Annotated in this window: 22 protein-coding genes; 10 read left to right on the top strand and 12 right to left on the bottom strand. The window is 63.6% G+C overall.

Features of this window, described 5'->3' with window-relative positions; all coding sequences use genetic code 11:
* The 4 genes from NKI88_RS06365 to NKI88_RS06350 form a co-directional block, all read left to right on the top strand.
* Positions 1-1,060, top strand: a 1,060-nt coding sequence (locus NKI88_RS06365; protein ID WP_352654244.1) for a peptidoglycan-binding protein, incomplete at its 5' end; no start/stop codon positions are given.
* Positions 1,061-1,252: 192 nt separating this feature from the next.
* Positions 1,253-2,176 carry a sulfite exporter TauE/SafE family protein gene (locus tag NKI88_RS06360; RefSeq protein ID WP_023669608.1) on the top strand — a complete coding sequence of 308 codons (924 nt, stop codon included), beginning with the start codon at positions 1,253-1,255 and terminating at the stop codon, positions 2,174-2,176.
* Positions 2,176-2,967, top strand: coding sequence for a TIGR02186 family protein (locus tag NKI88_RS06355; RefSeq protein WP_023692548.1), 792 nt, complete (start codon positions 2,176-2,178; stop codon positions 2,965-2,967). The genes NKI88_RS06360 and NKI88_RS06355 overlap by 1 nt, the downstream gene beginning before the upstream one ends.
* Before the next feature lie 176 nt (positions 2,968-3,143).
* Positions 3,144-4,400 carry an Hsp70 family protein gene (locus tag NKI88_RS06350; RefSeq protein WP_352654242.1) on the top strand — a complete coding sequence of 419 codons (1,257 nt, stop codon included), beginning with the start codon at positions 3,144-3,146 and terminating at the stop codon, positions 4,398-4,400.
* A 4-nt stretch (positions 4,401-4,404) separates the two neighbouring features.
* Here the strand turns inward: NKI88_RS06350 and NKI88_RS06345 are convergent, their stop codons facing one another.
* On the bottom strand, positions 4,405-5,304 hold the full coding sequence (locus tag NKI88_RS06345; protein WP_352654241.1) for a LysR substrate-binding domain-containing protein: 900 nt from the start codon (positions 5,302-5,304) through the stop codon (positions 4,405-4,407).
* A 278-nt stretch (positions 5,305-5,582) separates the two neighbouring features.
* On the opposite strand from NKI88_RS06345, the gene NKI88_RS06340 reads away from it, so the two are divergent.
* From NKI88_RS06340 to NKI88_RS06330, 3 genes are read left to right on the top strand one after another with little or no spacing between them, the layout of a single operon-like run.
* Positions 5,583-8,513, top strand: a complete 2,931-nt coding sequence (locus NKI88_RS06340; RefSeq protein ID WP_352654239.1) for a molybdopterin oxidoreductase family protein — start codon at positions 5,583-5,585, stop codon at positions 8,511-8,513.
* On the top strand, positions 8,510-9,238 hold the full coding sequence (locus tag NKI88_RS06335; protein WP_023681970.1) for a 4Fe-4S dicluster domain-containing protein: 729 nt from the start codon (positions 8,510-8,512) through the stop codon (positions 9,236-9,238). Before NKI88_RS06340 ends, NKI88_RS06335 begins: the two co-directional genes overlap by 4 nt.
* A 3-nt stretch (positions 9,239-9,241) precedes the next feature.
* The gene (locus NKI88_RS06330; RefSeq protein WP_352654237.1) at positions 9,242-10,177 is read left to right on the top strand and encodes a dimethyl sulfoxide reductase anchor subunit family protein; all 936 of its coding nucleotides are present in this window, start codon (positions 9,242-9,244) and stop codon (positions 10,175-10,177) included.
* A gap of 12 nt (positions 10,178-10,189) precedes the next feature.
* Here the strand turns inward: NKI88_RS06330 and NKI88_RS06325 are convergent, their stop codons facing one another.
* Positions 10,190-11,068 (bottom strand): LysR substrate-binding domain-containing protein, encoded by an 879-nt coding sequence (locus NKI88_RS06325; protein ID WP_023818801.1) that lies wholly within the window; start codon positions 11,066-11,068, stop codon positions 10,190-10,192.
* A 95-nt stretch (positions 11,069-11,163) separates the two neighbouring features.
* On the opposite strand from NKI88_RS06325, the gene NKI88_RS06320 reads away from it, so the two are divergent.
* Positions 11,164-12,135 (top strand): quinone oxidoreductase family protein, encoded by a 972-nt coding sequence (locus NKI88_RS06320; RefSeq protein ID WP_352654235.1) that lies wholly within the window; start codon positions 11,164-11,166, stop codon positions 12,133-12,135.
* Positions 12,136-12,139: 4 nt separating this feature from the next.
* Here the strand turns inward: NKI88_RS06320 and pdeM are convergent, their stop codons facing one another.
* Together pdeM and NKI88_RS06310 are read right to left on the bottom strand one after the other, a co-directional pair.
* Positions 12,140-12,856, bottom strand: coding sequence for a ligase-associated DNA damage response endonuclease PdeM (pdeM, locus tag NKI88_RS06315; protein ID WP_352654233.1), 717 nt, complete (start codon positions 12,854-12,856; stop codon positions 12,140-12,142).
* On the bottom strand, positions 12,853-15,342 hold the full coding sequence (locus tag NKI88_RS06310) for a ligase-associated DNA damage response DEXH box helicase (RefSeq protein WP_352654252.1): 2,490 nt from the start codon (positions 15,340-15,342) through the stop codon (positions 12,853-12,855). The genes pdeM and NKI88_RS06310 overlap by 4 nt, the downstream gene beginning before the upstream one ends.
* On the opposite strand from NKI88_RS06310, the gene NKI88_RS06305 reads away from it, so the two are divergent.
* Positions 15,250-15,444 carry a hypothetical protein gene (locus tag NKI88_RS06305; RefSeq protein ID WP_245260071.1) on the top strand — a complete coding sequence of 65 codons (195 nt, stop codon included), beginning with the start codon at positions 15,250-15,252 and terminating at the stop codon, positions 15,442-15,444. The two genes, NKI88_RS06310 and NKI88_RS06305, sit on opposite strands and share 93 nt — an antisense overlap.
* 143 nt (positions 15,445-15,587) lie before the next feature.
* Here NKI88_RS06305 and NKI88_RS06300 read toward each other — a convergent pair whose 3' ends face one another.
* The 3 genes from NKI88_RS06300 to NKI88_RS06290 all read right to left on the bottom strand — a co-directional run bounded on the left by NKI88_RS06300 (position 15,588) and on the right by NKI88_RS06290 (position 18,251).
* The gene (locus tag NKI88_RS06300; protein ID WP_352654231.1) at positions 15,588-16,448 is read right to left on the bottom strand and encodes a C40 family peptidase; all 861 of its coding nucleotides are present in this window, start codon (positions 16,446-16,448) and stop codon (positions 15,588-15,590) included.
* Between the two features lie 28 nt (positions 16,449-16,476).
* A complete protein-coding gene (locus NKI88_RS06295; protein ID WP_023699486.1) occupies positions 16,477-16,827 on the bottom strand; it encodes a MarR family winged helix-turn-helix transcriptional regulator in 351 nt (116 codons plus the stop codon).
* A gap of 62 nt (positions 16,828-16,889) precedes the next feature.
* Entirely contained in the window at positions 16,890-18,251 is a 1,362-nt protein-coding gene (locus tag NKI88_RS06290) for a leucyl aminopeptidase family protein (RefSeq protein WP_352651312.1), read from the bottom strand.
* A gap of 237 nt (positions 18,252-18,488) precedes the next feature.
* Here NKI88_RS06290 and NKI88_RS06285 point away from each other — a divergent pair, with 237 nt between their 5' ends.
* Complete coding sequence (locus NKI88_RS06285; protein ID WP_352654230.1) at positions 18,489-19,310, top strand: tetratricopeptide repeat protein; 822 nt, start codon at positions 18,489-18,491, stop codon at positions 19,308-19,310.
* A 113-nt stretch (positions 19,311-19,423) separates the two neighbouring features.
* Here NKI88_RS06285 and NKI88_RS06280 read toward each other — a convergent pair whose 3' ends face one another.
* The 5 genes from NKI88_RS06280 to NKI88_RS06260 are packed head-to-tail and all read right to left on the bottom strand — an operon-like array spanning position 19,424 to position 25,133.
* Positions 19,424-20,440, bottom strand: a complete 1,017-nt coding sequence (locus NKI88_RS06280; protein WP_352654229.1) for a type II secretion system F family protein — start codon at positions 20,438-20,440, stop codon at positions 19,424-19,426.
* Positions 20,441-20,479: 39 nt separating this feature from the next.
* Entirely contained in the window at positions 20,480-21,493 is a 1,014-nt protein-coding gene (locus NKI88_RS06275) for a type II secretion system F family protein (protein WP_023703461.1), read from the bottom strand.
* 29 nt (positions 21,494-21,522) lie between these two features.
* Entirely contained in the window at positions 21,523-23,028 is a 1,506-nt protein-coding gene (locus tag NKI88_RS06270; protein WP_023738191.1) for a TadA family conjugal transfer-associated ATPase, read from the bottom strand.
* Positions 23,029-23,057: 29 nt separating this feature from the next.
* Positions 23,058-24,341, bottom strand: coding sequence for a CpaE/TadZ family protein (locus NKI88_RS06265; protein WP_023681982.1), 1,284 nt, complete (start codon positions 24,339-24,341; stop codon positions 23,058-23,060).
* A 54-nt stretch (positions 24,342-24,395) separates the two neighbouring features.
* Positions 24,396-25,133: a CpaD family pilus assembly protein gene (locus NKI88_RS06260; RefSeq protein ID WP_352654228.1), complete on the bottom strand. Its 738-nt coding sequence runs from the start codon at positions 25,131-25,133 to the stop codon at positions 24,396-24,398.
* Between the last annotated feature and the right edge of the window lie 11 nt (positions 25,134-25,144).

The raw sequence follows: 25,144 nt of genomic DNA, 5'->3' as shown, positions 1-25,144 counted from the left end.
ACCCGCGCCAGCGCCGATGGCTCTGGCCGATCCGGCCCCCGCGCCAAATGCAATGCTGCCGACGCCCGCCACTGCGGAACCGGCGGCTGCTGCCGCGCAGCCTGCGGCCGCCGTCATGGCGCCCTCGGCCTCGGCTACGCCGGCCGCGGATACTACCGGCGCCGTTCCGCCGGCTGATGCCGCGGTAGCACCTGTCGTGGCCAAGATAGACGTTCCGGCCGATGCCGGCCCGCAAGCCTTGCGCGACGCGGCTGCCGGCGGTGACGCCAAGGCGCTGTTCGAGCTCGGTTCGCGCTATGCTGAATCGCGCGGCGTCAAGGAAGACATGGCGGCAGCGGCCAAATGGTACGAAAAATCGGCCGAGCTCGGCTTCGCACCGGCGGAATACCGCATCGGCAATTTCTACGAGAAGGGCATCGGCGTCACGCGCAACGTCAAGAAGGCAAAGACCTTCTACCAGCTCGCCGCCGCGCAGGGTAATGCCAGCGCCATGCACAATCTGGCCGTTCTGTTTGCCATGGCCGCCGACGGCGTGACCGACAATGAATCGGCCGCGCACTGGTTTCAGGCGGCGGCCGATGTCGGCGTCAAGGACAGCCAATTCAATCTCGGCATCCTGGCGGCAAAGGGCGTCGGCATGAAGCAGAGCCTGGAGGAATCCTACAAATGGTTCGCGCTCGTCGCCAAGACCGGCGACAAGGATGCGGCTGCAAAGCGCGACGAGGTCGCCACTGCGCTGCGCCCCGAACAGCTGGAGCGGGCGCGCGCCGCCACGGAACTGTGGAAGCCGAAGCCGCTCGACCCGGCGTCCAACTCGGCCGACATTCCTGAATCCTGGCAGGAAGGCACGCCGCAGACCACCGCCAGCGTCGACATGAAGAAGGCGGTCAAGAACATCCAGCTCATCCTCAACAAGAACGGCTACGATGCCGGCGGCGCCGATGGCGTGATGGGCGGCAAGACCAAGACCGCAATCATGGCTTTCCAGACCGACAACAAGATGCAGGCGACCGGCGAAATCGACGAAAAGCTGGTGAAGGCGCTGCTGGCGCACAAATAACGGCAGATGCGTCGCTAACGCGACGCCCTGCCATACATTTGCCTGTTAACTGCTTGAGATGTTTTTTGTTTCGGTAGGGCGGCGGGGTCTGATCCCACTGCCCCGGCGGTGCAAGAAAGAATTGGCTTTTCGGTGCGACAATGCCCTGGAATGGCTGCAATCGCCGACAGGCAAACTGATCGAGACTGACGGGTGGGCATCTATCTCCCGATCGCGGAAATTTCCGTCAACGTCTTCGTGCTGCTGGCAATGGGCGCGGCGGTGGGTTTCCTGTCGGGCATGTTCGGGGTCGGTGGCGGCTTTCTGATCACGCCGCTCTTGATCTTCTACAACATCCCGCCGGCAATCGCCGTTGCTACCGGCGCCAACCAGGTTATCGCCTCCTCTTTCTCCGGCGCGCTGTCGCACATGAAGCGCGGCACGCTCGACTTCAAGCTCGGCGGGGTGCTGCTGGCCGGCGGCATCGTCGGCTCGACCGGCGGTATCTTTGTCTTTGCCTTCCTGCGTCGGCTCGGCCAGCTCGATTTGTTTATCTCACTGCTTTACGTCGTGCTGCTTGGCACCGTCGGCGGGCTGATGCTGGTCGAGAGCGTCAATGCGCTGCGCGCGACGCGCAGCGGTGCGGCGCCGGTCTTGAAGAAATCCGGCCAGCACAACTGGATCCACCGGCTGCCGCTGAAGATGCGCTTCAGGGCCTCGAAGCTGTTCGTCAGCGTCATTCCGGTGCTGGGGCTCGGCGCCGGCATCGGCTTCCTGTCGTCGATCATGGGTGTCGGCGGCGGCTTCATCATGGTGCCGGCGCTGATCTATCTCTTGAAAGTGCCGACCAACGTCGTCATCGGCACCTCGCTGTTCCAGATCATTTTCACCTCGGCCTACACCACGCTTGTCCACGCCACCACCAACCAGACGGTCGACGTCATGCTTGCCTTCCTGCTGATGGCGGGCGGCGTTGCCGGCGCGCAATATGGCGCCAAGGCAGGACAGAAGCTGCGCGGCGAACAGCTCAGGGCACTGCTGGCGCTGCTGGTGCTGGCGGTCGCGATCCGGCTTGCCATCGATCTCTTCGTCACGCCGCCAAACCTCTATTCGCTGACCGCCGCGGGCCTGAACTGATGCTGCGGTGGGGGATTTTTTCGGCCGCCGTTTTGCTTTTCGCCCTCGCTCTGCCGGCGGCAGCGCAATCGCCGAACCCCTTGCCGGAAGGCATCCAGATCGGTCTCTCCACCGACGCGGTGTCGATCACCGCCGGCTTTTCCGGCGCCGACCTGACCATTTTCGGTTCGCTGGAAAACCCCGACCCGCTGGTCGCGCGGCAGGGGCGCTATGACGTCATCGTCGTGCTCGAAGGGCCGCCGCGGCCGGTTGTGGTGCGCCGCAAGGACCGGGTGCTCGGCGTCTGGGTCAACCTGGAATCCGAGACCTTCGAGAACGTGCCGGTCTCCTACTCCGTCGCCACGACACGGCCGCTGCAGGACATCACCGAACCCAACAGCTACAAGCAGCTGTCGCTCGGCGCCTCCAACCTTTACATGCAACCGGCCGACGTAACCGACAGTCCGGCGACGATCGAGGAATTCACCGTGGCGCTGCGCGAGCGCAAGGCGGCGACCGGCCTCTATAGCGAGAATGTCGGCGGCGTGCAGTTCCTGTCGCAGAACCTGTTTCGCGCCACGGTGCGGCTGGCGCCCAACGTCCCGGTTGGAACGCATAAAGCCCGCGCGTTCCTGTTCAAGAGCGGCCTGTTCCTCAAGGAAAGCTCGGCCCAGCTCGAAATCCGCAAATCGGGTTTCGAACAGTCGATCTTCCGCGTCGCGCATGATTACTCCTTCCTCTACGGCGTCTTCTCCGTGTCGCTGGCCATGATCACCGGCTGGCTGGGCAGGCTGATCTTCCGCAGGGATTGACGCGCACGACCCATTTCCGGGGAAAGGGGGTTCCCCTTTTCTCAGTCTTGCGATAGACCGCCGCCTCCCAACCCTCGGGTTACACGCACAATCATTCGGCAGAACGGTCAGGCCTCTGGACGGCGCGCGTCTTGCGGACGCCTGCCACAGCGACGACCCAATGACAGGAGGCTGCAATGCACCAGGCATTTGGCGGCATCGATTTCGGCACGTCCAATTCTACGGTGGGCGTGATCCGCAACGGCCAGGCACGGCTGGTGGCGCTGGAAGGTGAACAGCCGACATTGCCAAGCGCGGTTTTCTTCAACTTCGAGGACGGTCACACCTATTTCGGCCGCCGCGCCATTGCCGACTACACCGATGCCATCGAAGGCCGGCTGATGCGGTCGCTGAAGAGCGTGCTCGGCAGTTCGCTGGCGCATGAGAAGACGCGCATCAAGGCACGCCAGATCGGTTTCATCGACATTGTCGGCATGTTCGTCGGCCATTTGAAGAAGCGGCTTGAGGAAGACGCCGGCGCTCCGGTGGAGAACGTTGTGCTCGGCCGGCCGGTGCAGTTCGTCGACGACGATGTGGAAGCCGATGCCAAGGCGCAAAGCGAGCTTGAAAAAGCGGCGCGCGCGCAAGGCTTCAAGCACATCGCCTTCCAGTTCGAACCGATTGCGGCAGCACTCGACTATGAGCAGGACGTGAAGCGCGAGGAACTGGCGTTGATCGTCGACATGGGCGGCGGCACGTCCGACTTCTCGATCGTGCGGGTTTCGCCGCAACGCGCCCGCTCACGCGACCGCAAGGACGATATCCTGGCCAACCGCGGCATCCATATCGGCGGCACCGATTTCGACCGGCTGCTCAGCATTGCCCATGTCATGCCCAAGCTCGGCTACCTGACGCCCACAAAAGACGGCAAGCGCAACCTGCCGGCGAGCTATTTCATTGATCTCGCGACGTGGCAGCGCATCAACCTCGTCTATACTGCCAAGGCGATGACGCATCTGAGGCAAATCCGCTTCGAGGCCGTCCGCGCCGACCTTGTCGACCGCTTCATCCATATTGTCGAGCACCGTTACGGCCATGCGCTGGCCGGCCTCGTCGAACGAGCCAAGATCGCGCTGACGGATCAGGCTTCGGCCGATGTAACGGTGGCGCTGCCCGGCGCGCATTTCGCCGCCGAGATCTCGCGGACCGGCCTGGAAGAGACCATCGCCGCCGACATCGAGCGGGTATCCGCTACGGTGCGGCAGACGATTGCCGATGCCGGCATAACGGCGTCTGCGATCACCGCCGTATTCCTCACCGGCGGTTCGACCGCGATCCCGCTGGCACGGCGTGAAATCCTGTCGCTGGTGCCGCAAGCGGCTGTGATCGAGGGCGACATGTTCGGTTCGGTCGGCCTTGGCCTGGCGCTGGATGCGCAGCGGAAGTTCGCCTGATCGCTTACGCCGGATTGCTGACGCCCTCAGCGCCGAGATGCGCCTTGAGCGCCATCTGGGCCAGGCTTGCCTGGCGGTCACGATGGGTGATCATGGCGAAGTCGCGCTTCGGCAGTTCGAGCGGCACCGACCGGAGACTGCCCTCGGCGACGGCGCGTCCGACGACGAGGTCCGAGATGATGGTGGCGCCGGCGCCGGCCTCGACCGCCTGGCGAACCGCCTCGTTGCTCGGCAGCACCAGAAATATCTGCAGGTCGCCAAGCGATATCCCCTCGCGGCGGGCCAGGTCCTCCAGCACCTCGCGCGTGCCCGAACCACCCTCACGGATGATCCAGCGCAGCCCTCTGATATCCGGGCGGCCCGGCGCGATCTCGGCGATTTCGGGATGCGAGGCGGCGACGACCAGCATCAACCTGTCGACGTCGACCTTGGTGCGGCGGAGGATGTCTGACTCGGTGCGCCCCTCGACCAGACCGAGATCGGCGGTGCCGTCGAGCACATTGGCCTCGACCTGCCTGGTGTTGCCGATGCTGACGCTTAAGCGCACCGCCGGGTAGGCTTCATGGAAAGAGGCCAGCCTGCGCGGCAGCCAGTAGCTGGCGATGGTCAGGCTGGCGGCGATCGACAGGCTGCCGGCGACCGTCTCCGAGACATGCTCCAGCACATTTCGGGCGGCGGCGGCGCGTTCCAGCACCGCCTTGGCCTCGGGCAGGAAACGGTGGCCGGTCTGAGCCAGCTCGATGTTGCGGCCGACACGGTTGAACAGATGAACGCCATGCTGCTCTTCCAAAGCGCGGATGGCGGCCGATGCCGCCGACTGGGAGATGCCCAAAAGCTCCGCCGCCTTGGTCATATGGCCGCGTTCGGCAACGGCAACGAAAATGCGCAACTGGTCCAGCGTCATGTGTGCATTAAGAACCAATTCCGATCGAATTTACAAGAACAACTGATTAGACGGATCGATAGCTTTATTCTACTTTTTCAGTCGAAGTTAGAAAAAATTCGCCAACAAATCGCGGCCAACAAAATGATCGGGCGGTTCAGATCCCTTTTTGCGCATTGGACCCGTGGCCTCAGGCGGCGGCTGGCCGGCGATCGATATCATCCTGAAGAACACTATATGCGTGGCCCCGGACCGAAGACGCGGGCCAAATTCGCAGGTAGCAAAAGCACGCCGGCATCATGAACCCAGCTGCGCCGCGCGGGGCCAATTCCGCACCGTCGCAACGGCCGCTTGGCGATACACGCGCGCCTGATGAAGGCGACGGCGTCGACACCTCGCCCGCTATCTCCGACAGCATCGCCAAGACCACCTGTTATATGTGCGCCTGCCGGTGCGGCATCGACGTCCACATCAAGGACGGCAAGGTGCGCTACATCAACGGCAACAAGGACCATCCGGTAAACCGCGGCGTAATCTGCGGCAAGGGCAGCTCCGGGATCATGCAGCACTACAGCCCGGCGCGGCTGAAGAAGCCGCTGTTGCGCAGCGGCCTGCGCGGCTCGGGCGAATTCCGCGAGATCGAGTGGGAGGAAGCGTTTTCGATTGCGACCGGGCGGCTATCGAATATCCGCCGGACCGATCCGAAAAAGCTCGCCTTCTTCACCGGGCGCGACCAGTCGCAGTCGCTGACCGGCTGGTGGGCGAGCCAGTTCGGCACGCCGAACTTCGCCGCCCATGGCGGCTTCTGCTCGGTCAACATGGCGGCCGGCGGGCTCTACACGATCGGCGGCTCGTTCTGGGAGTTCGGCGAGCCGGACTGGGACAATACGAAATACTTCATGCTGTTCGGCGTCGCCGAAGACCATGATTCCAACCCGATCAAGATCGGCTTGGGTAAACTCAAGGCGCGCGGCGCCAAGGTGGTGTCGATCAACCCGTGCCGCACGGGCTACAACGCGATTGCCGACGACTGGATCGGGATCCGGCCCGGCACCGACGGCCTCTTCGTCTTCGCCCTCATCCACGAACTGCTCAAGGCAGGCCGCATCGATCTCGATTATCTGCTCCGCTACACCAACGCCCATGTGCTGGTCATCCAGGAGCCGGGCGCGGTCGATGACGGGCTGTTCCTGCGCGACAGCGACAACAATCTTCTCGCGTGGGACAGAGTGGCGAAGACAACCGTCAACGCAGCCGATGCGGATGCGAAGCCGGCGCTGACCGGCAGCTTCACGTTCGCCGGCCGCCGCTGCGTGCCGGTGTTTCGGCTTATCGCCGACCGCTACATGGACGACAGCTACGCACCCGATGCGGTCGCGGCACGATGCGGCATTCCGGCCGACACCATCCGGCGGATCGCTGCCGAACTCGCCCACGTCGCCTTCGAACAGACGATCGAACTGCCGGTTGCGTGGACCGACTGGGCCGGACGGCGGCACGAGACGATCAAGGGACGGCCGGTGTCGATGCATGCCATGCGCGGCATCTCGGCCCACTCCAACGGCTTTCACTCCTGCCGTGCCATCCACCTGCTGCAGGTGCTGCTCGGCACGGTGGACGTGCCCGGCGGCTTCCGTTTCAAGCCCCCCTACCCGCGCTCGGCGCCGCCGGGACCGAAGCCGGCCGGCAAGGTGGTCAGGCCGATGACGCCGCTCGACGGCATGCCGCTCGGCTTCGTCTGCGGGCCGGACGATCTCCTGGTCGACGAGGCCGGCACGCCTTTGCGCATCGACAAGGCTTATTCCTGGGATGCGCCGCTCGCCGCGCATGGGCTGATGCATACGGTCATCCGCAATGCGTGGGCCGGCGACCCGTACCCAATCGACACGCTGATGATGTACATGTCGAACATGGCGTGGAATTCCTCGATGAACACCGTCGAGACCATTGCCATGCTCACCGACCATGACGAAGCGGGTAACTACAAGATCCCCTTCATCATCTATTCCGACGCCTATTATTCCGAGACGGTGCCGTTCGCCGACCTGGTGCTGCCCGACACCACCTATCTCGAACGTCACGACTGCATCAGCCTGCTCGACCGGCCGATCAGCCATGCCGACGGGCCGGGCGACGCGATCCGCCATCCGGTGGTCGAACCGGACCGAGATGTCAGGCCGTTCCAATCGGTGCTGATCGAACTTGGCGCTCGGCTTGGCCTGCCCGGCTTCGTCGAGGACGATGGCTCGGCCAGATATGCCGACTACGCCGACTACATCGTCAATCACGAACGCACGCCGGGCATCGGCCCGCTGGCCGGCTGGCGCGGCAAGGACGGCACTTCCGTCGGCAAGGGCGAAGTCAATCCCGACCAGTTGCAGCGCTACATCGGCAATGGCGGCTTCTGGCACCAGGATTTTGCTGAGGACCAGCGCTATTACAAGATGGCCAACCGCCCCTATCTCGACTTCGCAGAGCAGATGGGGTTCATCCCCAAGGCCGAGCCGATCGTGTTCCAGCTCTATTGCGAACCGATGCAGCGCTTTCGCCTCGCCGCGCGCGGTCATGGTCGCGTCCAGCCGCCCGAGAGCGAACGCCAGCGCATCGAGACCTATATGGATCCGCTGCCGTTCTGGTTTACCCCGTTCGAAGAGGCCGCGGTCGATCCGCAGAAATACCCGCTGCATGCGCTGACGCAGCGGCCTATGCACATGTATCATTCCTGGGGCTCGCAGAATGCGTGGCTGCGGCAAATCACCAGCCAGAACCGCCTGTTCGTGCACCACCAGACCGCGGCAGTTCTCGACCTGGCCGACGACGACTGGGTGTGGATCGAAAGCATCAACGGCCGAGTGAAGGGACAGATCAAGCTGGTCGACGGGGTCAATGCGGATACGGTCTGGACCTGGAACGCCATCGGCAAAAGGCGCGGCGCCTGGGGTCTGAAGGACAACGCTGCCGAGAGCAACCGCGGCTTCCTGCTCAACCACATTATCGTCGACCAGACATCGGCTGACGCGAAAGGCAAACGCTATTCGAATTCCGATCCGGTGACCGGCCAGGCGGCGTGGTTCGACCTCAGGGTACGCATTGTCAAATGCTCTGATGAGGAAGCCGGCTTCACCGAACCGCAATTCGAGCGTTTCAGCCAGCCGCCAAATGTCGAGCCTTCGCCCGACATCCTTCGCTTCGGCGCCGAGTTCCGCGTCCATAGGGAAGCCGTGGAATGACCTGCCTTCCCGCCCATACAGACAAGAAGCTTGGCCTAGTCATCGACCTCGACACCTGCGTCGGCTGCCAGGCCTGCGTCACCGCCTGCAAGGAGTGGAACACCGGCGGCCACATGGCGCCACTGACCGACATCGACCCCTATGGCGGCCGTGTCGACGGCGTCTGGTTCAACCGCGTGCACAGCTACGAGCACACGACCGAGGCGGGCGGGCGCACGGTCAACTTTCCGCGCTCCTGCCTGCATTGCGAGACGCCTGCCTGCGTCACTGTCTGCCCGACCGGCGCGTCCTACAAGCGGGCGTCGGACGGCATCGTGCTGATCGACGAAAGCAAATGCATCGGCTGCAAACTGTGCAGTTGGGCCTGCCCCTATGGCGCGCGCGAATTCGATACCGACGTCGGCGTGATGAAGAAATGCACGCTGTGCGTCGACCGTATCTACAACGACAATCTGGCCGAGGAAGACCGCGTGCCGGCCTGCGTTGCCGCCTGCCCGACCAGCGCCCGGCATTTCGGCGACCTCGGCGATCCCACCTCGGCGGTATCGCAACTGGTGGCGGAGCGTGGCGGCGTCGACCTGATGCCGGAGATGGGTTACAAGCCGACCAACAAATATCTGCCGCCGCGCGCCCAGCGCGCCGCATCGGTGCCGGCGCCAAGGCTCGAGCCAGTCACGGTCGAAGGCGGTTTTCTTGGCTGGATCGACCGCATGCTTTCGAACTGACCAATGCATCCAGCCTTTTCCGTCGTTTTCTTCACCACTGCTACAGGAGCGGGCTACGGGCTGCTGGCGCTGCTCGGCGTGCTTGGCGGACTGGGTTTTATCCCGGCCCATTTCTGGCTCGGCCTTATCGGCATGGGGCTGGCGCTTGGCCTGATTGCCGCCGGCCTTTTGTCGTCGACCGGCCATCTCGGCCGGCCCGAACGCGCCTGGCGCGCCTTTTCGCAATGGCGTAGCTCCTGGCTGTCACGCGAGGGTGTATCGTCGGTCGCAACCTTCATTCCCGCCGGGCTGTTCGGCATCGGCTGGGTGTTTTTTGGCCGCACCGGAGGCTGGATGGCCATCGCCGGGTTTCTCGCAACTATCGGCGCAATCGTCACCGTCTGCACCACCGGCATGATCTATGCCTCGCTGAAGCCGATCGCGCAGTGGCATAGCCCGTATACGCTGCCGGGCTATCTCATCTTTTCGGCGATGACCGGCAGCGTGCTGTTGAACGCGCTGCTGCAGGCTTTCGCCATCAGCCCGACCGCCGTTGCGGTAGCCGCCCTGCTGCTGACCTTGCTCGGCTGGGGCTGGAAGCTGGCGACGTGGCGATACAATGACGCGCTGGAGATCGCGACCACCGCCAACACGGCGACAGGGCTCACTGGCGGCACAGTGCGCTCGCTGGAATGGCCGCACACCGAGGAGAACTACCTGCTCAAGGAAATGGGTTTTCGGATCGCGCGCAAACATGGCGCAAAGCTGCGCCGCATCACGCAGGCGCTGGCTTTCGCCTTGCCTGCCCTGCTGCTAGCTGTTGCATTCGCTTTGCCCTGGCCGTTCGCAGCGGCGCTGTCGGTGCTTGCGGCAATCGTCCAGTTCGCCGGCATGCTGGTCGAGCGCTGGCTGTTCTTCGCCGAGGCCAAGCACACCGTCACCCTCTATTACGGCCGGTAGAGCGTCCCGCCGTCAGGCGGCCCGTGCTCGTGGCGCCGCCGGCAAATCCTTAAGCAGGATTTCGATCGCGGCATCGATTACAGCTGTCCTGCGGTCGTGCGCGTAAAGGCCGTATTGGACCGTGAGCGGCTCGGGCAGGCCGGCTGACGTCTTCAGCACCCGCATCGAAGCGGTACGCACGGATTCGGGCGGAAGCAGTCCAACGCCCAGTCCGTTCTCGATCGCGGCCTGAAGGCCGGTGACGCTCTGGCACGACAGGACGATCCGGTGCTCCCGACCGGCGGCAATCAGCGCCTCGATCATCCGCCTGCGCCAAGGGCAGGTTGCGCCGAAGGCGGCGAGATCGAGCGGCCGGTCATGGTCCAGCACATAGTCCTGGGCGCAGACCCACTGCAGTTCGACGTTCCATGTCGTCACGGCATCGGCCGCGACGACGGATGTCGGGGCAATCATGACATCCAGCGCATCCTCGCTCCACAGCCGTCCCAGCGCGACGCTGTGCTCGACCATCGCGTCGAGGCTGATGTCGGGATAGGTGCGATGCAGCCGCCCAAGCGCGGCCGAAAGCGCGGCCGTGGTGACCTCTTCGGCAAGACCAATACGCACGCCGCCGCCAATGCTAGCCTGCTGCAGACGCGCCACCGCTTCGTCGCCGAGAGCGAGGATGCGGGTCGCGTATCCCAGAAAGAGCTCTCCCGCCGCAGTCGGTACGACACCGCGGCCGGTGCGCTGGAACAAGTGCCGTTGGAGCAGGCCCTCCAGCCGGCGCATCTGCATGCTCATCGCCGATTGGGTCTTGCCGGTCTGCGCGGCGACCCTGCTCAGGCTACCTTGCCGGCAGACCGCGACATAGGTGCGGAGAAGGTCGAGGCCGATCTGCTCAGATATCATTTTGTTTGAACTCTGATGTCATAGGTATCAGTCTACAATGATATCTCGCCACGCGCTATCTCACACTCAAGAGAACAGTGCAGGGGAGAAAAACCATGAAAGCGATCCGTGTTCACCGCCATGGCGGGCCAGATGTGCTCGCCTACGAAGATGTCGACATCGGCCAGCCCGGACCGGGCGAGGTGCGCGTGCGCAACCGGGCGGTCGGTCTCAACTTCGTCGACATCTATTTTCGCACCGGCGAATACGCGCCGCCCGCTCTGCCATTCATTCCCGGCAATGAAGGCGCCGGCGAAATCGTCGCCGTCGGTGAAGGCGTCAGCGGCTTCGCGCTTGGCGACCGAGTCGCCTATGTCGAGACCCTCGGCGCCTATGCCGAAGAACGCATCGTGCCGGCGCATTTCGTCGTGCATCTGCCCGACTCCATCGATTTCGAGACGGGCGCGGCCATGATGCTGAAGGGGCTGACGGCGCAATATCTGCTGCGTCGCACGTTTCGCGTCGAGGCGGGCCATACCATCCTGGTGCATGCCGCGGCGGGCGGCGTCGGCCTCATCCTGACGCAATGGGCCAAACATCTCGGCGCGACCGTCATCGGCACGGTCGGTTCACCCGAAAAGTCCGAAGTTGCGCGCGCCAATGGCTGCGACCATGTCATCGAATACAGCAAAGAGAATTTCGCCGCACGGGTGAAAGAGGTCACCAACGGCGAAGGCTGCCACGTCGTCTATGACGGCGTCGGCAACGCGACCTTCCCCGCCTCGCTCGACTGCCTGCGGCCGTTCGGCACCTTCGTCAGCTACGGCACAGCGTCGGGGTCGATCCGGCCATTCGACATCATGCTTTTGATGCAAAAGGGTTCGCTGTTCGCCACCTGGCAGTTGCTGTTCCATCATCTCGCCAGGCGTGAGGACGTTGTCGCCATGAGCGAGGATCTGTTCAGCGTCGTCCTCAGCGGCGCAGTGAAAATCCCGGTGCACACAAGCATGCCGCTTGCCGAAGTGGCGGAGGCGCATCGCCGGCTCGAAGCACGGCAGACGACAGGCGCAACCGTGCTTATACCGTAGAAACTTAGCCCGGCCGCAGCATCGGACCGGAAATGGCGAAGATGCGCGCGGCGCCCATCATATAGGCTATCAACGTCTCGCGGCGGAACAGCCCGGCATAGGCGCGGTCGAGCACGTTGAGCGAACCGGTATAGGCGCCGAAGGCCGGCATGATCATGCGGCCGCCATCGCCGGCAAAGCAGCGCCGCCGAACCGAGCGGCCCTGCTGGACGATGCGGGCGCAAGGGTGAAGATGGCCGGCAACTTCGCCCTCGGTTCTTACCTTCGACGGCTCGTGGCGGAACAGCAGCGAGCCGATGGCGAGTTCGCGCACCGTCTCGCCGGGCAAATCCGCCGGCGCTTCCGGGTCATGGTTGCCGGCGACCCAGAACCAGTCGCGGCCGGCCATCAGCGCTTCCAGCCGCTCGCGAAAACTCGCATGCATGCGCTCGGCACCGCCGCCGTCGTGGAAGGAGTCGCCCAGGCTAATGACCATCGCCGGCTGGTAGTCGGCGATCACCGCTTGCAGCCGCAGCAGAGTGGCGCCGGTGTCATAGGGCGGGATCAGCGCGCCGCGCCTGGCGAAGGACGAGCCTTTTTCCAGATGCAGGTCAGAGACCGCAAGCAGCCGCAGATCAGGGAAATAGAGCACGCCGCGCGAATCACAGACCGCGCGCTCGCCGGCGATGCCGACAAAGTCGGCCTCGGCGATCAGCGATGCCCGCGCCAGCGAAAAATTCATTCCTCAACCATCCCAGGGCCCATGGCTTCCTCGACCAAAGTCGCGGCATCCATCAGCAGCGTTTCGTCGGCCTCGCCGTTCACCGGCATCTTGCCGATTTCGAGCATGATCGGCACGGCCAGCGGCGATATCTGTTCGAGCGCCTTATGCACGATTCGACCCCGGATACGCGAGAGCATGTCGGCAAGTCTGCTGACATCGAGTAGACCGGTCGCCGCGTCGGCGCGCGTCGCCTGCAGCAGGATGTGGTCGGGCTCATGGCTGCGCAGCACGTCATAGATCAGATCGGTCGAGACGGTGACCTGACGGCCGCTTTTCTCCTGTCCCGGGTGGCGCTTCTCGATCAGGCCTGAAATCAGCGCGCAGTTGCGGAAGGTGCGCTTGAGCAGCCAGCTGTCGGCCAGCCAAGCCTCGAGGTCGTCGCCCAGCATGTCCTGGTCGAACAGAGCGCCAAGCGAAGGTTTCCGGGATTTGAACATCGCGCCCATATCGCCCAGCGACCAGATGGCCAATGCGTAGTCGGTGGCGACGAAGCCAAGCGGCCTGGCGCCGGCCCTGTCCAGCCGGCGGGTGAGCAGCATGCCGAGCGTCTGGTGCGCCAGCCTGCCCTCGAAAGGATAAGCGACGAGATAGTGACGGTTGCCGCGCGGAAAGGTTTCGATCAGCAGGTCGTCGCGTTTGGGCAATACCGATTTGTCGGCTTGGTAACGCAGCCAATCCGACACCTGCTCGGGCAGCTTCTTCCAGCGCTGTGGGTCGTCCAGCATGGCGCGCACCTGCTCGGCGAGGTAAGTCGAAAGCGGAAATTTGCCGCCGCCATAGTAAGGCACCTTGGCGTCGCTTCCCGGCGCATTCGAGACGAAGCATTCGTTCTCGCGGATGCCTTCGAAGCGCAGGACTTTGCCGGCAAACATGAAGGTGTCGCCATGCGTCAGCGTTTCGAGGAAGGCCTCCTCGATCTTGCCCAGAACCCGGCCGCCGTGCGAAGCCGAGCCTTTGCTGCCGGCCTTGACGTATCGCACATTGAGCGCCGGCACCTCGATGATCGTGCCGACATTCAGCCGGTATTGCTGGGCAACGCGCGGATTGGAGACCCGCCACATGCCGTCCTTGTTGAGGCGGATGCGGGCGTAGCGCTCGTAGTTCTTCAGTGCGTAGCCGCCGGTGGCGACGAAATCGATGACGCGGTCGAATGTCGGCCGGTCGAGGCTGGCATAGGGCGCTGCTGTCAGCACTTCCTCGTAGAGATCGTCGGCGCGAAACGGCGCTCCGCAGGCGCAGCCCAGCACATGCTGGGCCAGCACATCGAGCCCGCCATTGACCAGCGGCGGCGTATCCTGGGCGCCCAGATAGTTGGCGTCCAGCGCTGCCCGGCACTCCAGCACCTCGAAACGATTGGCCGGGATCAGGATCGCCTTCGACGGCTCGTCCATGCGGTGATTGGCGCGGCCGATGCGCTGCGCCAGCCGGCTGGCGCCCTTGGGCGCGCCGACATGGACGACGAGATCGACATCGCCCCAATCGATGCCAAGGTCGAGCGTCGAGGTGGCGACGATGGCACGGAGCGCGTTTTCCCCCATCGCCTTCTCGACGCGTCGGCGCTGGGCGACATCGAGCGAGCCGTGATGCAGCGCGATCGGCAAGGTATCCTCGTTGACCCGCCACAATTCCTGAAACAGCAGCTCGGCCTGGCTGCGGGTGTTGACGAACAGCAGGGTGGTCTTGTGGCGCTTGATCTCGCGATAGATTTCCGGCGTCGCATAGCGCGCCGAATGGCCGGCCCATGGCACGCGCTCTTCCGAATCGAGGATCGAGATTTCGGGCTTCGCGCCGCCGGTGACGACGATGAGTTCAGCCATGTCTCCCGGTGGATTCTGGCTGACCAGCCAGCGCCGCAATTCGTCGGGCTCGGCCACCGTTGCCGACAGACCGATCGTCTGCAGGCCGGGCACGATGCTGCGCAGCCGCGCCAGCCCGAGCGCCAGCAGATGGCCGCGTTTCGATGTCACCAGCGAATGTAGCTCGTCGAGCACGACAAAGCGCAGATCCTCGAAGAAGCGCCCGGCATCGCCCGCCGCAATCAGCAGCGCCAATTGCTCGGGCGTGGTGAGCAGGATATCGGGCGGCGCCAGCTTCTGGCGCTGTCGCTTGTGGGAAGGCGTGTCGCCGGTGCGCGTCTCGATCGTGACGGGCAGGCCGATCTCCTCCACCGGCTTGCCGAGGTTGCGCTCGATGTCGACGGCCAGCGCCTTCAGCGGCGAGATGTAGAGCGTATGGATGCCGCGCCGTGCCATACCGGCTTTGCGTCTGGGGCGGTTGGCCAGTTCGGTCAACGATGGCAAGAAGCCGGCCAGCGTCTTGCCGGCGCCGGTCGGTGCGATCAAGAGCACCGATTGCCCGGCTTGAGCCTTCGCCAGCAGCTCGATCTGGTGAGCGCGCGGCGACCAGCCTTTTTCGCCAAACCATCTGATGAATGGCTCGGGCAGAAGGACGGCGGCATTCTGTTTGGCAAGGCGCGGCTGCTCGGTCACGCGAAAGAGGTAGCGCGACGGCGCGCGATCGCCAAGGAAAATCGGAACAAAAGGTGATCGGCCGAGCTATCCCTCGCCGCGTTTACGGGGAGAGGGATGCCGGCCGGCAAGTGAGGCGCAGCGCGACCTTTCAGTCGCTGGCGTCGCCCCTCATCCGCCCCTTCGGGCACCTTTCCCCGTGAACGGGCGAGGAAGATGCGCTAGGGCCGCCGAAACCCAGTCGGCCCGCCATACAGATACCCAATCCGATCAACCGCATCCTTCAGCCCTTCGCGCGAGACCAGCATGGTGTGGCCGTTGGCGTGGATCATTGTCTCGGCGTTGGTCATGATCGCGACATGGCCCTTCCAGAACACCAGGTCGCCGCGTTTCAGTCCGGCATAATCGAATCCCGGATCGAGCGGCTCGCCGAGGCCTGCCGCTTGCATGTCGGAATCACGCAGCACATTGCGGCCGGCCATGCGCATGGCCAGTTGCACAAGGCCCGAACAGTCGATGCCGAAGCCGGAGGTGCCGCCCCAGAGATAGGGCGTGCCGATAAACATCTCGGCGACCGAGACATAGTCGGCGGCGATGTCACTGACCGGGCAAATATGGCCGGCGATCAGCGCCTCGCCGGAGGGCAACAGCGCATAGTGCGTGCCGCGCGTTTCGGCGGCACCGGTTACAGTCACCGTCGAGCCCATCGACAATTGGCCGCTGATCGGGAAGCGCAGATCCGGGCCAGGATAGAGGAAGGTGCGCGGCGCCGTGACGATGTGGGTTGGCGCATGCTCGGGTGCGCCCAGCATGGTGGCGCCGACGTAGCCGACATAGCCGTCACGTTCGGCCTGGACCCAGGCCCATCCCTCGGCTTCCTCGAAGACAAGCACATCGTCGCCGAACAGAATTTGCGTGTTGACGCCGGCATCCGGGCGCGGTGCCTTGCGCACGTCAGCCACGGAGGCTGTGATCCGGGCCGGACGGCCGGTGACGAAGCGATCGGCCGACACCTCCCCTTTCAGCCTGGCATCGGCGAGGTCGGAACGGAAGGCGTGGAGGCGGGCGTCCCTGGCAGTCAAATCGGTACTCGTCTAGTTCATGGATTGATCAGATGGGCAGTTCATGAGCCTTGGCAACGATACCATCCCCGAAGCGCTCGACAAAGAGCGCGCCTTCGACCGTGCGCCGGATCAGCACATTGCGCTTGTCGAGCTCGTCGCGATGGCGCGACACCAGTTTCAGCGCACCCATAGTGTCGAGCGCGCGGGTGATAACCGGCTTGGTGACATTGAGGCGGGCGGCTAGACCGCGCACCGTGTGCGGCGGCGGGTCGAGATAGATGGTGAACAGGATCGCCGTCTGGCGCATGGTGAGATCTGGCGCGCCGGCGCGCACCTGCGACAGCATCACCTGCTGCCACAGCCGCATCGCCTGGCTCGGACGCATCGAAATCGACATCGCCCGAGCATGACGGCAAATTGTTTCGGTTCCGTTTCAGTTTTGGTGGCCGTCTCAGGGCGTCAGGCATAGCGCCTCGAAATGACCCGCTCCAGTGCACGGATGCCTTGCGCCTCTCCGCCGGCGGGTCCGTAGGGGCGATCGGACGGGTTCCAGGCGAAGATGTCGAAGTGCGCCCAGCCCGTTGTCCGTTCGACAAAGCGCTTGAGGAAAAGCGCCGCGGTGACCGAACCGGCGAAGCCGTCGGTGGTGACGTTGTTGATGTCGGCGATCTTCGACGCCAGCCTGGCGTCATAGGGCCGCCACAACGGCATGCGCCACAACGGATCCTCGACGGCCATGGAGGCCGCAGCCAGTTCGGACGCCAGCACTTCGTCGCCAGTGTAGAAAGGCGGCAGATCGGGGCCGAGCGCGACACGCGCTGCCCCGGTCAGCGTCGCCATGTCGATCAGCAGTTCCGGCTCCTCGTCATCGGCCAGCGCCAGCGCATCGGCCAGCACCAGCCGCCCTTCGGCGTCGGTGTTGCCGATCTCGACGGTGAGGCCCTTGCGGCTGGTCAGTACATCTCCAGGCCGAAAGGCGTTGCCGGCAATCGAATTCTCGACTGCTGGGATCAGGACACGCAGCCGGACCTTCAGCCCGGCAGCCATGATCATCGAGGCCAGGCCCAGCACATTGGCGGCGCCGCCCATATCCTTCTTCATCAAGAGCATGCCCGACGAAGGCTTGATGTCGAGGCCGCCAGTGTCGAAACAGACACCCTTGCCGACCAGCGTCACCTTCGGCGCGCCTTCGGGTCCCCAGACCATGTCGATCAGGCGCGGCGCGCCGACCGAGGCGCGGCCGACCGCATGGATCATCGGGAAATTCTGCTTCAGGAGATCATCGCCCTTGATCACCGACACCTCGGCCTTGTGAGTGGCCGCCAGGGTCCGAACCGCCTTCTCCAACTCGTCCGGTCCCATGTCGCTGGTCGGCGTGTTGACCAGGTCGCGCGCCAGGAAGACGCCGTCGGCGATGCCCCGGACACGTCCTGGATCTACGCCGAGCGGCAGCGCGAAACGCAGCGCCTTGCCTGATTTCTTGCCGTAGCGAGTGAAGACGTAACCACCGAGCACCAAGGCTATGACCGCGAGTTCCGGCTCGGCTGGAGCGGCGGCAAAATGCCAGTCGCCTTCCGGCAAGGCTCTCGCCAGCATGCCGACGGCCAGCGCGCCCTCGCCGTCACCGACGCCGAACAAGGCGCCAGCAAGGGAACCGTTGTCGCCCGGGACGGCGAGCGTCCTGCCGGCTTCGCCGGAAAAGCCGTTGGCGGCCGCCCATGCGATCGTGGAAGGCGAAAGCCCCAAGGCCTCCAGTCCATCCCTCGCGACCAGATGGATCGGCAAGGCAGTGTTTAGTGTCTCGACGAGTTCGACGGGCATTCGATGGTCTCCGGGAGGCTTGCAGATCGTCCTCAGTCAAGTGACAGGGACGTCGAATGATTTCAACATCTATGCACAGAGCCGGGCATGGGACGTGCCAGGTCAGTGGCTTCCGGCGGGCCGTTCACCGATCCGACGGCTCGCTTTTTAACTGTCCGTTAGGGTTAACAGAATATTTCTGCAGGGATGAAGATGGCCACGTGAATGGCCACGCCCAGAATGGAGAGCCCCGTGCCGATGCCCACCAGCCGAAGGATGAACGTCACGGGCAAACGGTTGGTCACCACAGCGCTGCTGATGGCGCTGGCGGCCGGTGCTGCGGGGTGCGGAACCAGCAAGCTCACGACCGGCTCGATCGGGCGCACCAGCGGCAAACCGCTGGAAACCATGTCGGCCAGCGAGTTGCACGGGGCGACCGGGCGGCTCGGCGAATCCTACGCAAAGAACCCCAACGACAAGCGACTGGCGACAAATTTTGCGGCGGCGCTCCAGATGGACGGCGATGCCGACCAGTCGCTTGCCGTTATGCGCAAGCTGGCGATCGCCTACCCCAAGGATCGCGACGTGCTTGCCGCCTACGGCAAGGCGCTGGCCGCCAACGGCCAGTTCGAGCCGGCGCTCGACGCCGTGCGCCGGGCGCAGACGCCGGAATATCCGGACTGGCGGCTGATGTCGGCCGAGGCCGCCATTCTCGACCAGCTTGGCCAGAAGGATGAAGCGCGCCAGAACTACCGCAAGGCGCTGGACCTCAAGCCGAACGAACCCTCGATCCTTTCCAATCTCGGCATGTCCTATGTGCTGGAAGGCGATCTGCGCACCGCCGAGACCTATATGCGCTCGGCAGCCCAGCAACCGAATGCCGACAGCCGGGTGCGCCAGAACCTTGCGCTGGTCGTGGGACTGCAGGGCCGCTTCGACGAGGCCGAGAAGATCGCCTCGCAAGAGCTTTCGCCCGAACAGGCGCAAGCCAATGTGGCCTATCTTCGCCAGATGCTTGCCCAGCAGAACGCCTGGAGCCAGCTCAAGGATCAGGACAAGGCACAGGCGGCGACCAACTGAGCGCCGCATGGGCGCCGGCTCCCGCACAGCGCAAATCCGTCCACATATCAACGCTGAAAACAAGAGCCGCACTGCATTGGCAGTGCGGCTCGTTTGTATGGCTGCAACGAGGCCTACTGGCTTGAGGAATTGTGCTGGTCGCCGAAGATGCCGCGCTGGCTGACCTGAATGCCGGCTGGGCCCAGAATGATGGCGAACAAAACCGGCAGGAAGAACAGGATCATCGGCACGGTAAGCTTCGGCGGCAGGGCGGCGGCCTTCTTCTCGGCTGCATTCATGCGCATGTCGCGGCTTTCCGCGGCCAGCACGCGCAATGCGTGCGCCACGGGTGTGCCGTAGCGTTCCGCCTGGACCAGTGCCTGGGACACTGACTTCACCGATTCCAGGCCGGTACGAGCCGACAGGTTTTCATAAGCCTGCTTGCGTTCCTGCAGATAAGAGAGTTCGGCATTGGTCAGCACGAATTCCTCCGCCAGCGCCACCGATTGCGAACCGATCTCCTCGGAGACCTTGCGCAAGGCAGCCTCGACCGACATGCCCGACTCGACGCAGATCAGCATCAGGTCGAGCGCATCCGGCCACGCCGCCTGGATCGACTGCTTGCGCTTGGCGGCACGATTGTTGACGTAAAGGATAGGCGCATAGAAGCCGGCGTAGGCGACGAGAATGCAGACGAACAGTTTCGCGAAGGCCGGCCGGTCAGGCAGTCCGCCGAGCACGAACAGATAGATCGCTGCCATCGCGAAACCCACAAACGGCAGGATCAGGCGGAAAAACAGGAAGCGCGTCAGCGGGTTTTGGCCACGAAAGCCCGCCACCTTGAGCTTCTGCAACGTGCCTTCATCGGCCAACGCACGCCGCAGGTCGAGCCTGTCGACGATGTTGCGCATGCCGATCGACTGCTCTTCGCGCAGCCCCTTGCGGCGGCGATCGGCTTCGTTGGCAAGCCGCGAGCGCTGCTTGGCGCGCAATTCGTCACGCTCCAGCGCCACCGATTTCATGCGCGCCTTGAGCTGATTGCCGCCAAGCGCCGGCAGCAACGTGAAGACGGTCGCGAACACCGCAACGCCGACCAGCAATGCGATCAGGAAGGCAGGATCGGTCAGCGATTTTACGACTTGGTCGGTCATCCGTTTCCAGTCTTTTCGTTCGAGCTTTCCAAGGTGGGCCTAAACTTCAAAGTTCATCATCTTGCGCATCACCAGAATGCCGATCGACATCCACACGCCGGAACAGCCAAGGATCAGATTGCCGGTGCTGGTGGTGAACAGCGGCATGATGTAGTTCGGGCTCGACAGATAGACGAGAAGGGCGACGACAATAGGCAGCGCGCCGATGATGACGGCCGACGCCTTCGCTTCCATGGACAGCGCCTGGACCTTGGCCTTCATTTTCTTGCGATCGCGAAGCACGCGCGAAAGGTTGCCTAGCGCCTCGGAGAGATTACCGCCGGCCTGTGACTGGATCTGGATAACGATTCCGAAGAAACTTGCCTCGCTGCACGGCATGGTCTCAGCCATTCGCAAGGTGGCGTCGGGGATGGACATGCCAACCTGCTGCGAATCGACGATCCGGCGGAACTCGGTCTTGACCGGCTCCGGCGATTCATTGGCGATCAGGCGAATGGCGTCGTTGAGCGGCAGGCCGGATTTGACGGCGCGCACGATGATGTCGAGGGAGTTGGGAAATTCGTTGAGGAACGCCTTGACCCGGCGCGCGCGGCGAAACGAGACGAACCAGCGCGGCAGGCCGAGCGCGCCGGCCAGAAGCGTACCCGGCAGGACAAGTAGCGGCGCGCCGGCGAGATAGGCGAGCACCGTCAGCGCGATGCCGCAAATGACGGAGTAGATATAGAAACGCTCGATCGAGACCTGCATGCCGGCCTGACGAATCTGGGCCTTCAACGGCGGCTTCTTGACGGCGAGTTCGTTGGTTTTCTGCTTTTCGTCGAGCTGTTTCAGCGTGTCCTGGACAGATTTACGCCGCTTGACCGCCTCCGCGACACGGTCGCGCGAAGCCTTGACGACCGAACGATCGGTCTCGGCGGCCTTGATCGTCTCGAGCCGCTTGCCGGCCTGCTTCTCGTTGCTCATCTTGGTGAACAGGAAGGCATAGGCGACCGCACCGGCGCTGAAGCCGGCGAGCACGATGAACGCCAGTACGGTGGTATCAATTCCGAACATCGACCTCAGTCCCCACGCCTCGATATGCGTTAGTCAGCGCGTTTCTCCATCGATTCCAGAGCATTGGCGAGGCGCTGTTCCTCGCCATAGTAGCGGGCGCGATCCCAGAAATGCGGACGGCCGATGCCGGTCGACACATGCTCGCCAAGCAGCCTTCCGTTCGAGTCCTCGCCCTTGATGTTGTAGAGCACGATGTCCTGCGTGATGATGACGTCACCTTCCATGCCGATCACCTCGGTGATGTGGGTGATGCGGCGCGAGCCGTCGCGAAGGCGTGCTGCCTGGATGATGACATCGACGGAGCCGACGACGATTTCACGCACGGTCTTCTGCGGCAGCGAATAGCCGCCCATGGCGATCATCGATTCGATACGGTTCAGGCATTCGCGCGGGCTGTTGGAGTGGATCGTTCCCATCGACCCGTCATGGCCGGTGTTCATCGCCTGCAGCAGGTCGAAAACCTCCGGTCCGCGCACTTCGCCGACGATGATGCGTTCGGGCCGCATGCGCAAGCAGTTCTTGACCAGGTCGCGCATGGTCACCTCGCCTTCGCCCTCGAGATTGGGCGGGCGGGTTTCGAGACGTACCACGTGCGGCTGCTGCAGTTGCAGTTCGGCCGAGTCCTCGCAGGTGATGACGCGTTCCTCGCGGTCGATATAGTTGGTCAAGCAGTTGAGCAGCGTCGTCTTGCCGGAGCCGGTACCGCCGGAGATGACGATGTTGCAGCGGACGCGGCCGATAATCTTGAGTATCTCGGCGCCCTGCGGCGAGATGGCGCCGAACTTGACCAGCTGATCGAGCGTCAGCTTGTCCTTCTTGAACTTGCGGATGGTGAGCGCGGTGCCGTCGATGGAGAGCGGCGGCGCGATCACGTTGACGCGAGACCCGTCAGGAAGACGAGCGTCACAGATCGGGCTCGATTCGTCGACGCGGCGGCCAACCTGGCTGACGATGCGCTGGCAGATGTTGAGCAGCTGCTGATTGTCGCGGAAGCGGATGCCGGTCTGTTCGACCTTGCCGTTGACTTCGATGTAGACGTTCTTGGAGCCGTTGACCATGATGTCGGCGATATCGTCGCGGGCGAGCAGCGGCTCCAGCGGCCCGTAGCCTAGCACATCGTTGCAGATGTCGTCGAGCAACTCTTCCTGCTCGGCGATCGACATTGCGAAATTTTTGATGGCGATGATGTCGTTGACGATATCGCGGATTTCCTCGCGCGCGCTCTCGGGATCGAGTTTCGCAAGTTGCGACAGGTCAATGGTGTCGATGAGCGCGGAGAAGACCTGGCTCTTGGTGTCGTAGTAGGTTTCGCTTTTTTCGCGCTGGATCTTTTTTGGCGGCTCCGGCGCCATCGACGGCGCCTCAACGGCACGGCGAGTTGGCGGCGTTGCCAGCGCTCCCGGCGGCGGCGCTGCCGGGGGTCGGGCAAGTACCGCCATGTCCGCAGGCGTTGCAGCAGCCGGCGCCGCTGACGCTGGCTGACGGAACTCCGGGGTGAACCGGCCGCCGTCGTCGGAGCCTCTTTTTCCAAACATGATCGACTACCAATTTCGCTTGAGAAGCGTCATTTCTTGTTACGCGAGAGCTTACCGAGGAGGCCGCCAAGGCCTGCCTTCTTCCTGGCCTTGATTTCGCTGCGACCGGTCAGCACGTGCGCGATTTCGTTGATCATGCCGACGACCGGGCTCTTGGGATCCATCTCGCCCAGCATGCGGCCGTTGTTCGCGGCATTTCCAAACAACAACGGGTCGAAGGCGATGACCGACATCGGCGTGAGGCTGAGCGGCTCGGCGAAGTCGGAAGCGGAAATCTCGGGCCGTTTCGGCACGCCGGCCTGATTGATGATCAGTTTCGGCGGCGGATCGTTCGGGCGAAGCCGCGTCAGCATATCGACCAGATTCTTGGTGTTGCGCAGATTGGCCAATTCCGGCGTCGCAGTGATGACGATCTCGTCGGCCTTGATCAGTGTGTTCTTGGTCCAGCCCGTCCAGATATGGGGGACGTCGAGCACCAGCAGCGGCACGCTGCGCTGGGCGGTATCGATGAGTTGCGTGAAGGCATCGGGATCGAAATCATAGACACGTTCGAGGGTGGAGGGCGCGGCGAGCAGCGACAGATGTTCGGCGCACTGGGCAAGCAGACGGTCGAGATAAACCTCGTCGACGCGTTCGGGCGAAAACACGGCCTCGGCGATGCCTTGCGCAGGGTCCTGGTCGAAGTTTATGTTGGCCGTCCCGAAAGCCAGGTCGAGATCGGCGACGACCACTTCCGACTTGAACAGCGATGACATCGCCCACGCCACATTGTGGGCGATGGTCGAGGAGCCGACGCCACCCTTGGCGCCGACGAAGGCGATCGAGCGGCCGATCGGCTCGGCTTCCGGATCGACGAAGATCGACGAAACCACCGAGACAATATCGGCCATCGACACGGGCGCGATGACGTATTCGGAAATACCGAAGCGGATGAGTTCGCGGTAAAGACCGACATCGTTGTAGTGGCCGATCACCACGACTTTAGAGGAGGGATCGCAATATTCTGAAAGCTGGGCAAGCTGCTCCAGCAACTGCTTCGGTTCGCTGCGCGACTCCAGAAGGATGAGGTTCGGCGTCGGCGCGGATTGGTAGAATTCGATCGCCGTGGCGATGCCGCCCATATGCACTTTCAGATGCGCCTTGGCCATGCGGCGATCCTCGCCGGCCCGCTCCACCGGATGCGCGACACCTTCCGTCTCGCAAAATGCCTGGATGGAAATACGCGGAACCGGCCGCAGCGCCTGCATCGCGGCAATATCCAATTGCGAGCTGTCGCCGCCGTCTACGGGCGTATCGTAGGCAAGATTGCTCATTGTCATGCTCTTTTCCGTGACTTCTCTTCCGGTCTCTACGCGGGACCGGCGCTCCTAGTACGTCACTTCCGAATTGCCGAGGAACTCGTCCGAAATACCTCTGCCGCGGTAGACGTCGATCACCGCGCCGCGGTTCTCGGCGTCGATGTCGGACGACTTTCTTGGCCCGAGCAGATCGGTCGGATTGGCGAGTTGCGCGGCGAGGTTGTTTTGAGACGAGCAGCCGTAATCGGCGTAGTGCTTGTTTTCGGAGGTTTCGAGGATGTCTTCGGGCCAGCGCCCGCATTTGTCGGTCTGGGCTCTCACCGAAATATAGGAAACGCGGATAGGCGCCGACGCTTCCGGGGAAACCGACTGGTAGGAGGTCACCACGATCCGGTTTAGCTTGATGCCCCTGGCAACCGCCAGCCTTGCGAAATCGCGCGCCGCGGCAGTCGCCGCGACCTCATTAGCCGAGCCGATCGGGGTTGCGATCGTCAGCGCCGGGGCAGCGCTCTTGTCGTAACCGTCGAGGAAGCCCAGAAGCGTGTCGCGCTGCGAGCCGGTCATGCCGCGATCGCCGGCGCCGACCGGGAGGTCGAGCTTCTGGTTCTTCTCAGCAATTACGATCGGATGCGTGGTGCGATAATCATCGGGAATCGCCCCAACCGTGATGCTGTCGCGCTTAGCGCAACCGGCAAGCGAGGCGGCGATCGCGACCGCCAGGATCGGCATTGCCGATCGGCGGATCCGGCCACGGCCAGACCATGCCGTTGCGGCAATCGCCAGTACCTTTGATGCTGACTGAGACATGTCCGCTTCCC

It is taken from the genome of Mesorhizobium sp. M0317, assembly GCF_040321555.1.
Lineage (GTDB): Bacteria > Pseudomonadota > Alphaproteobacteria > Rhizobiales > Rhizobiaceae > Mesorhizobium.
This window is presented reverse-complemented; position numbering and strand designations above follow the sequence as displayed.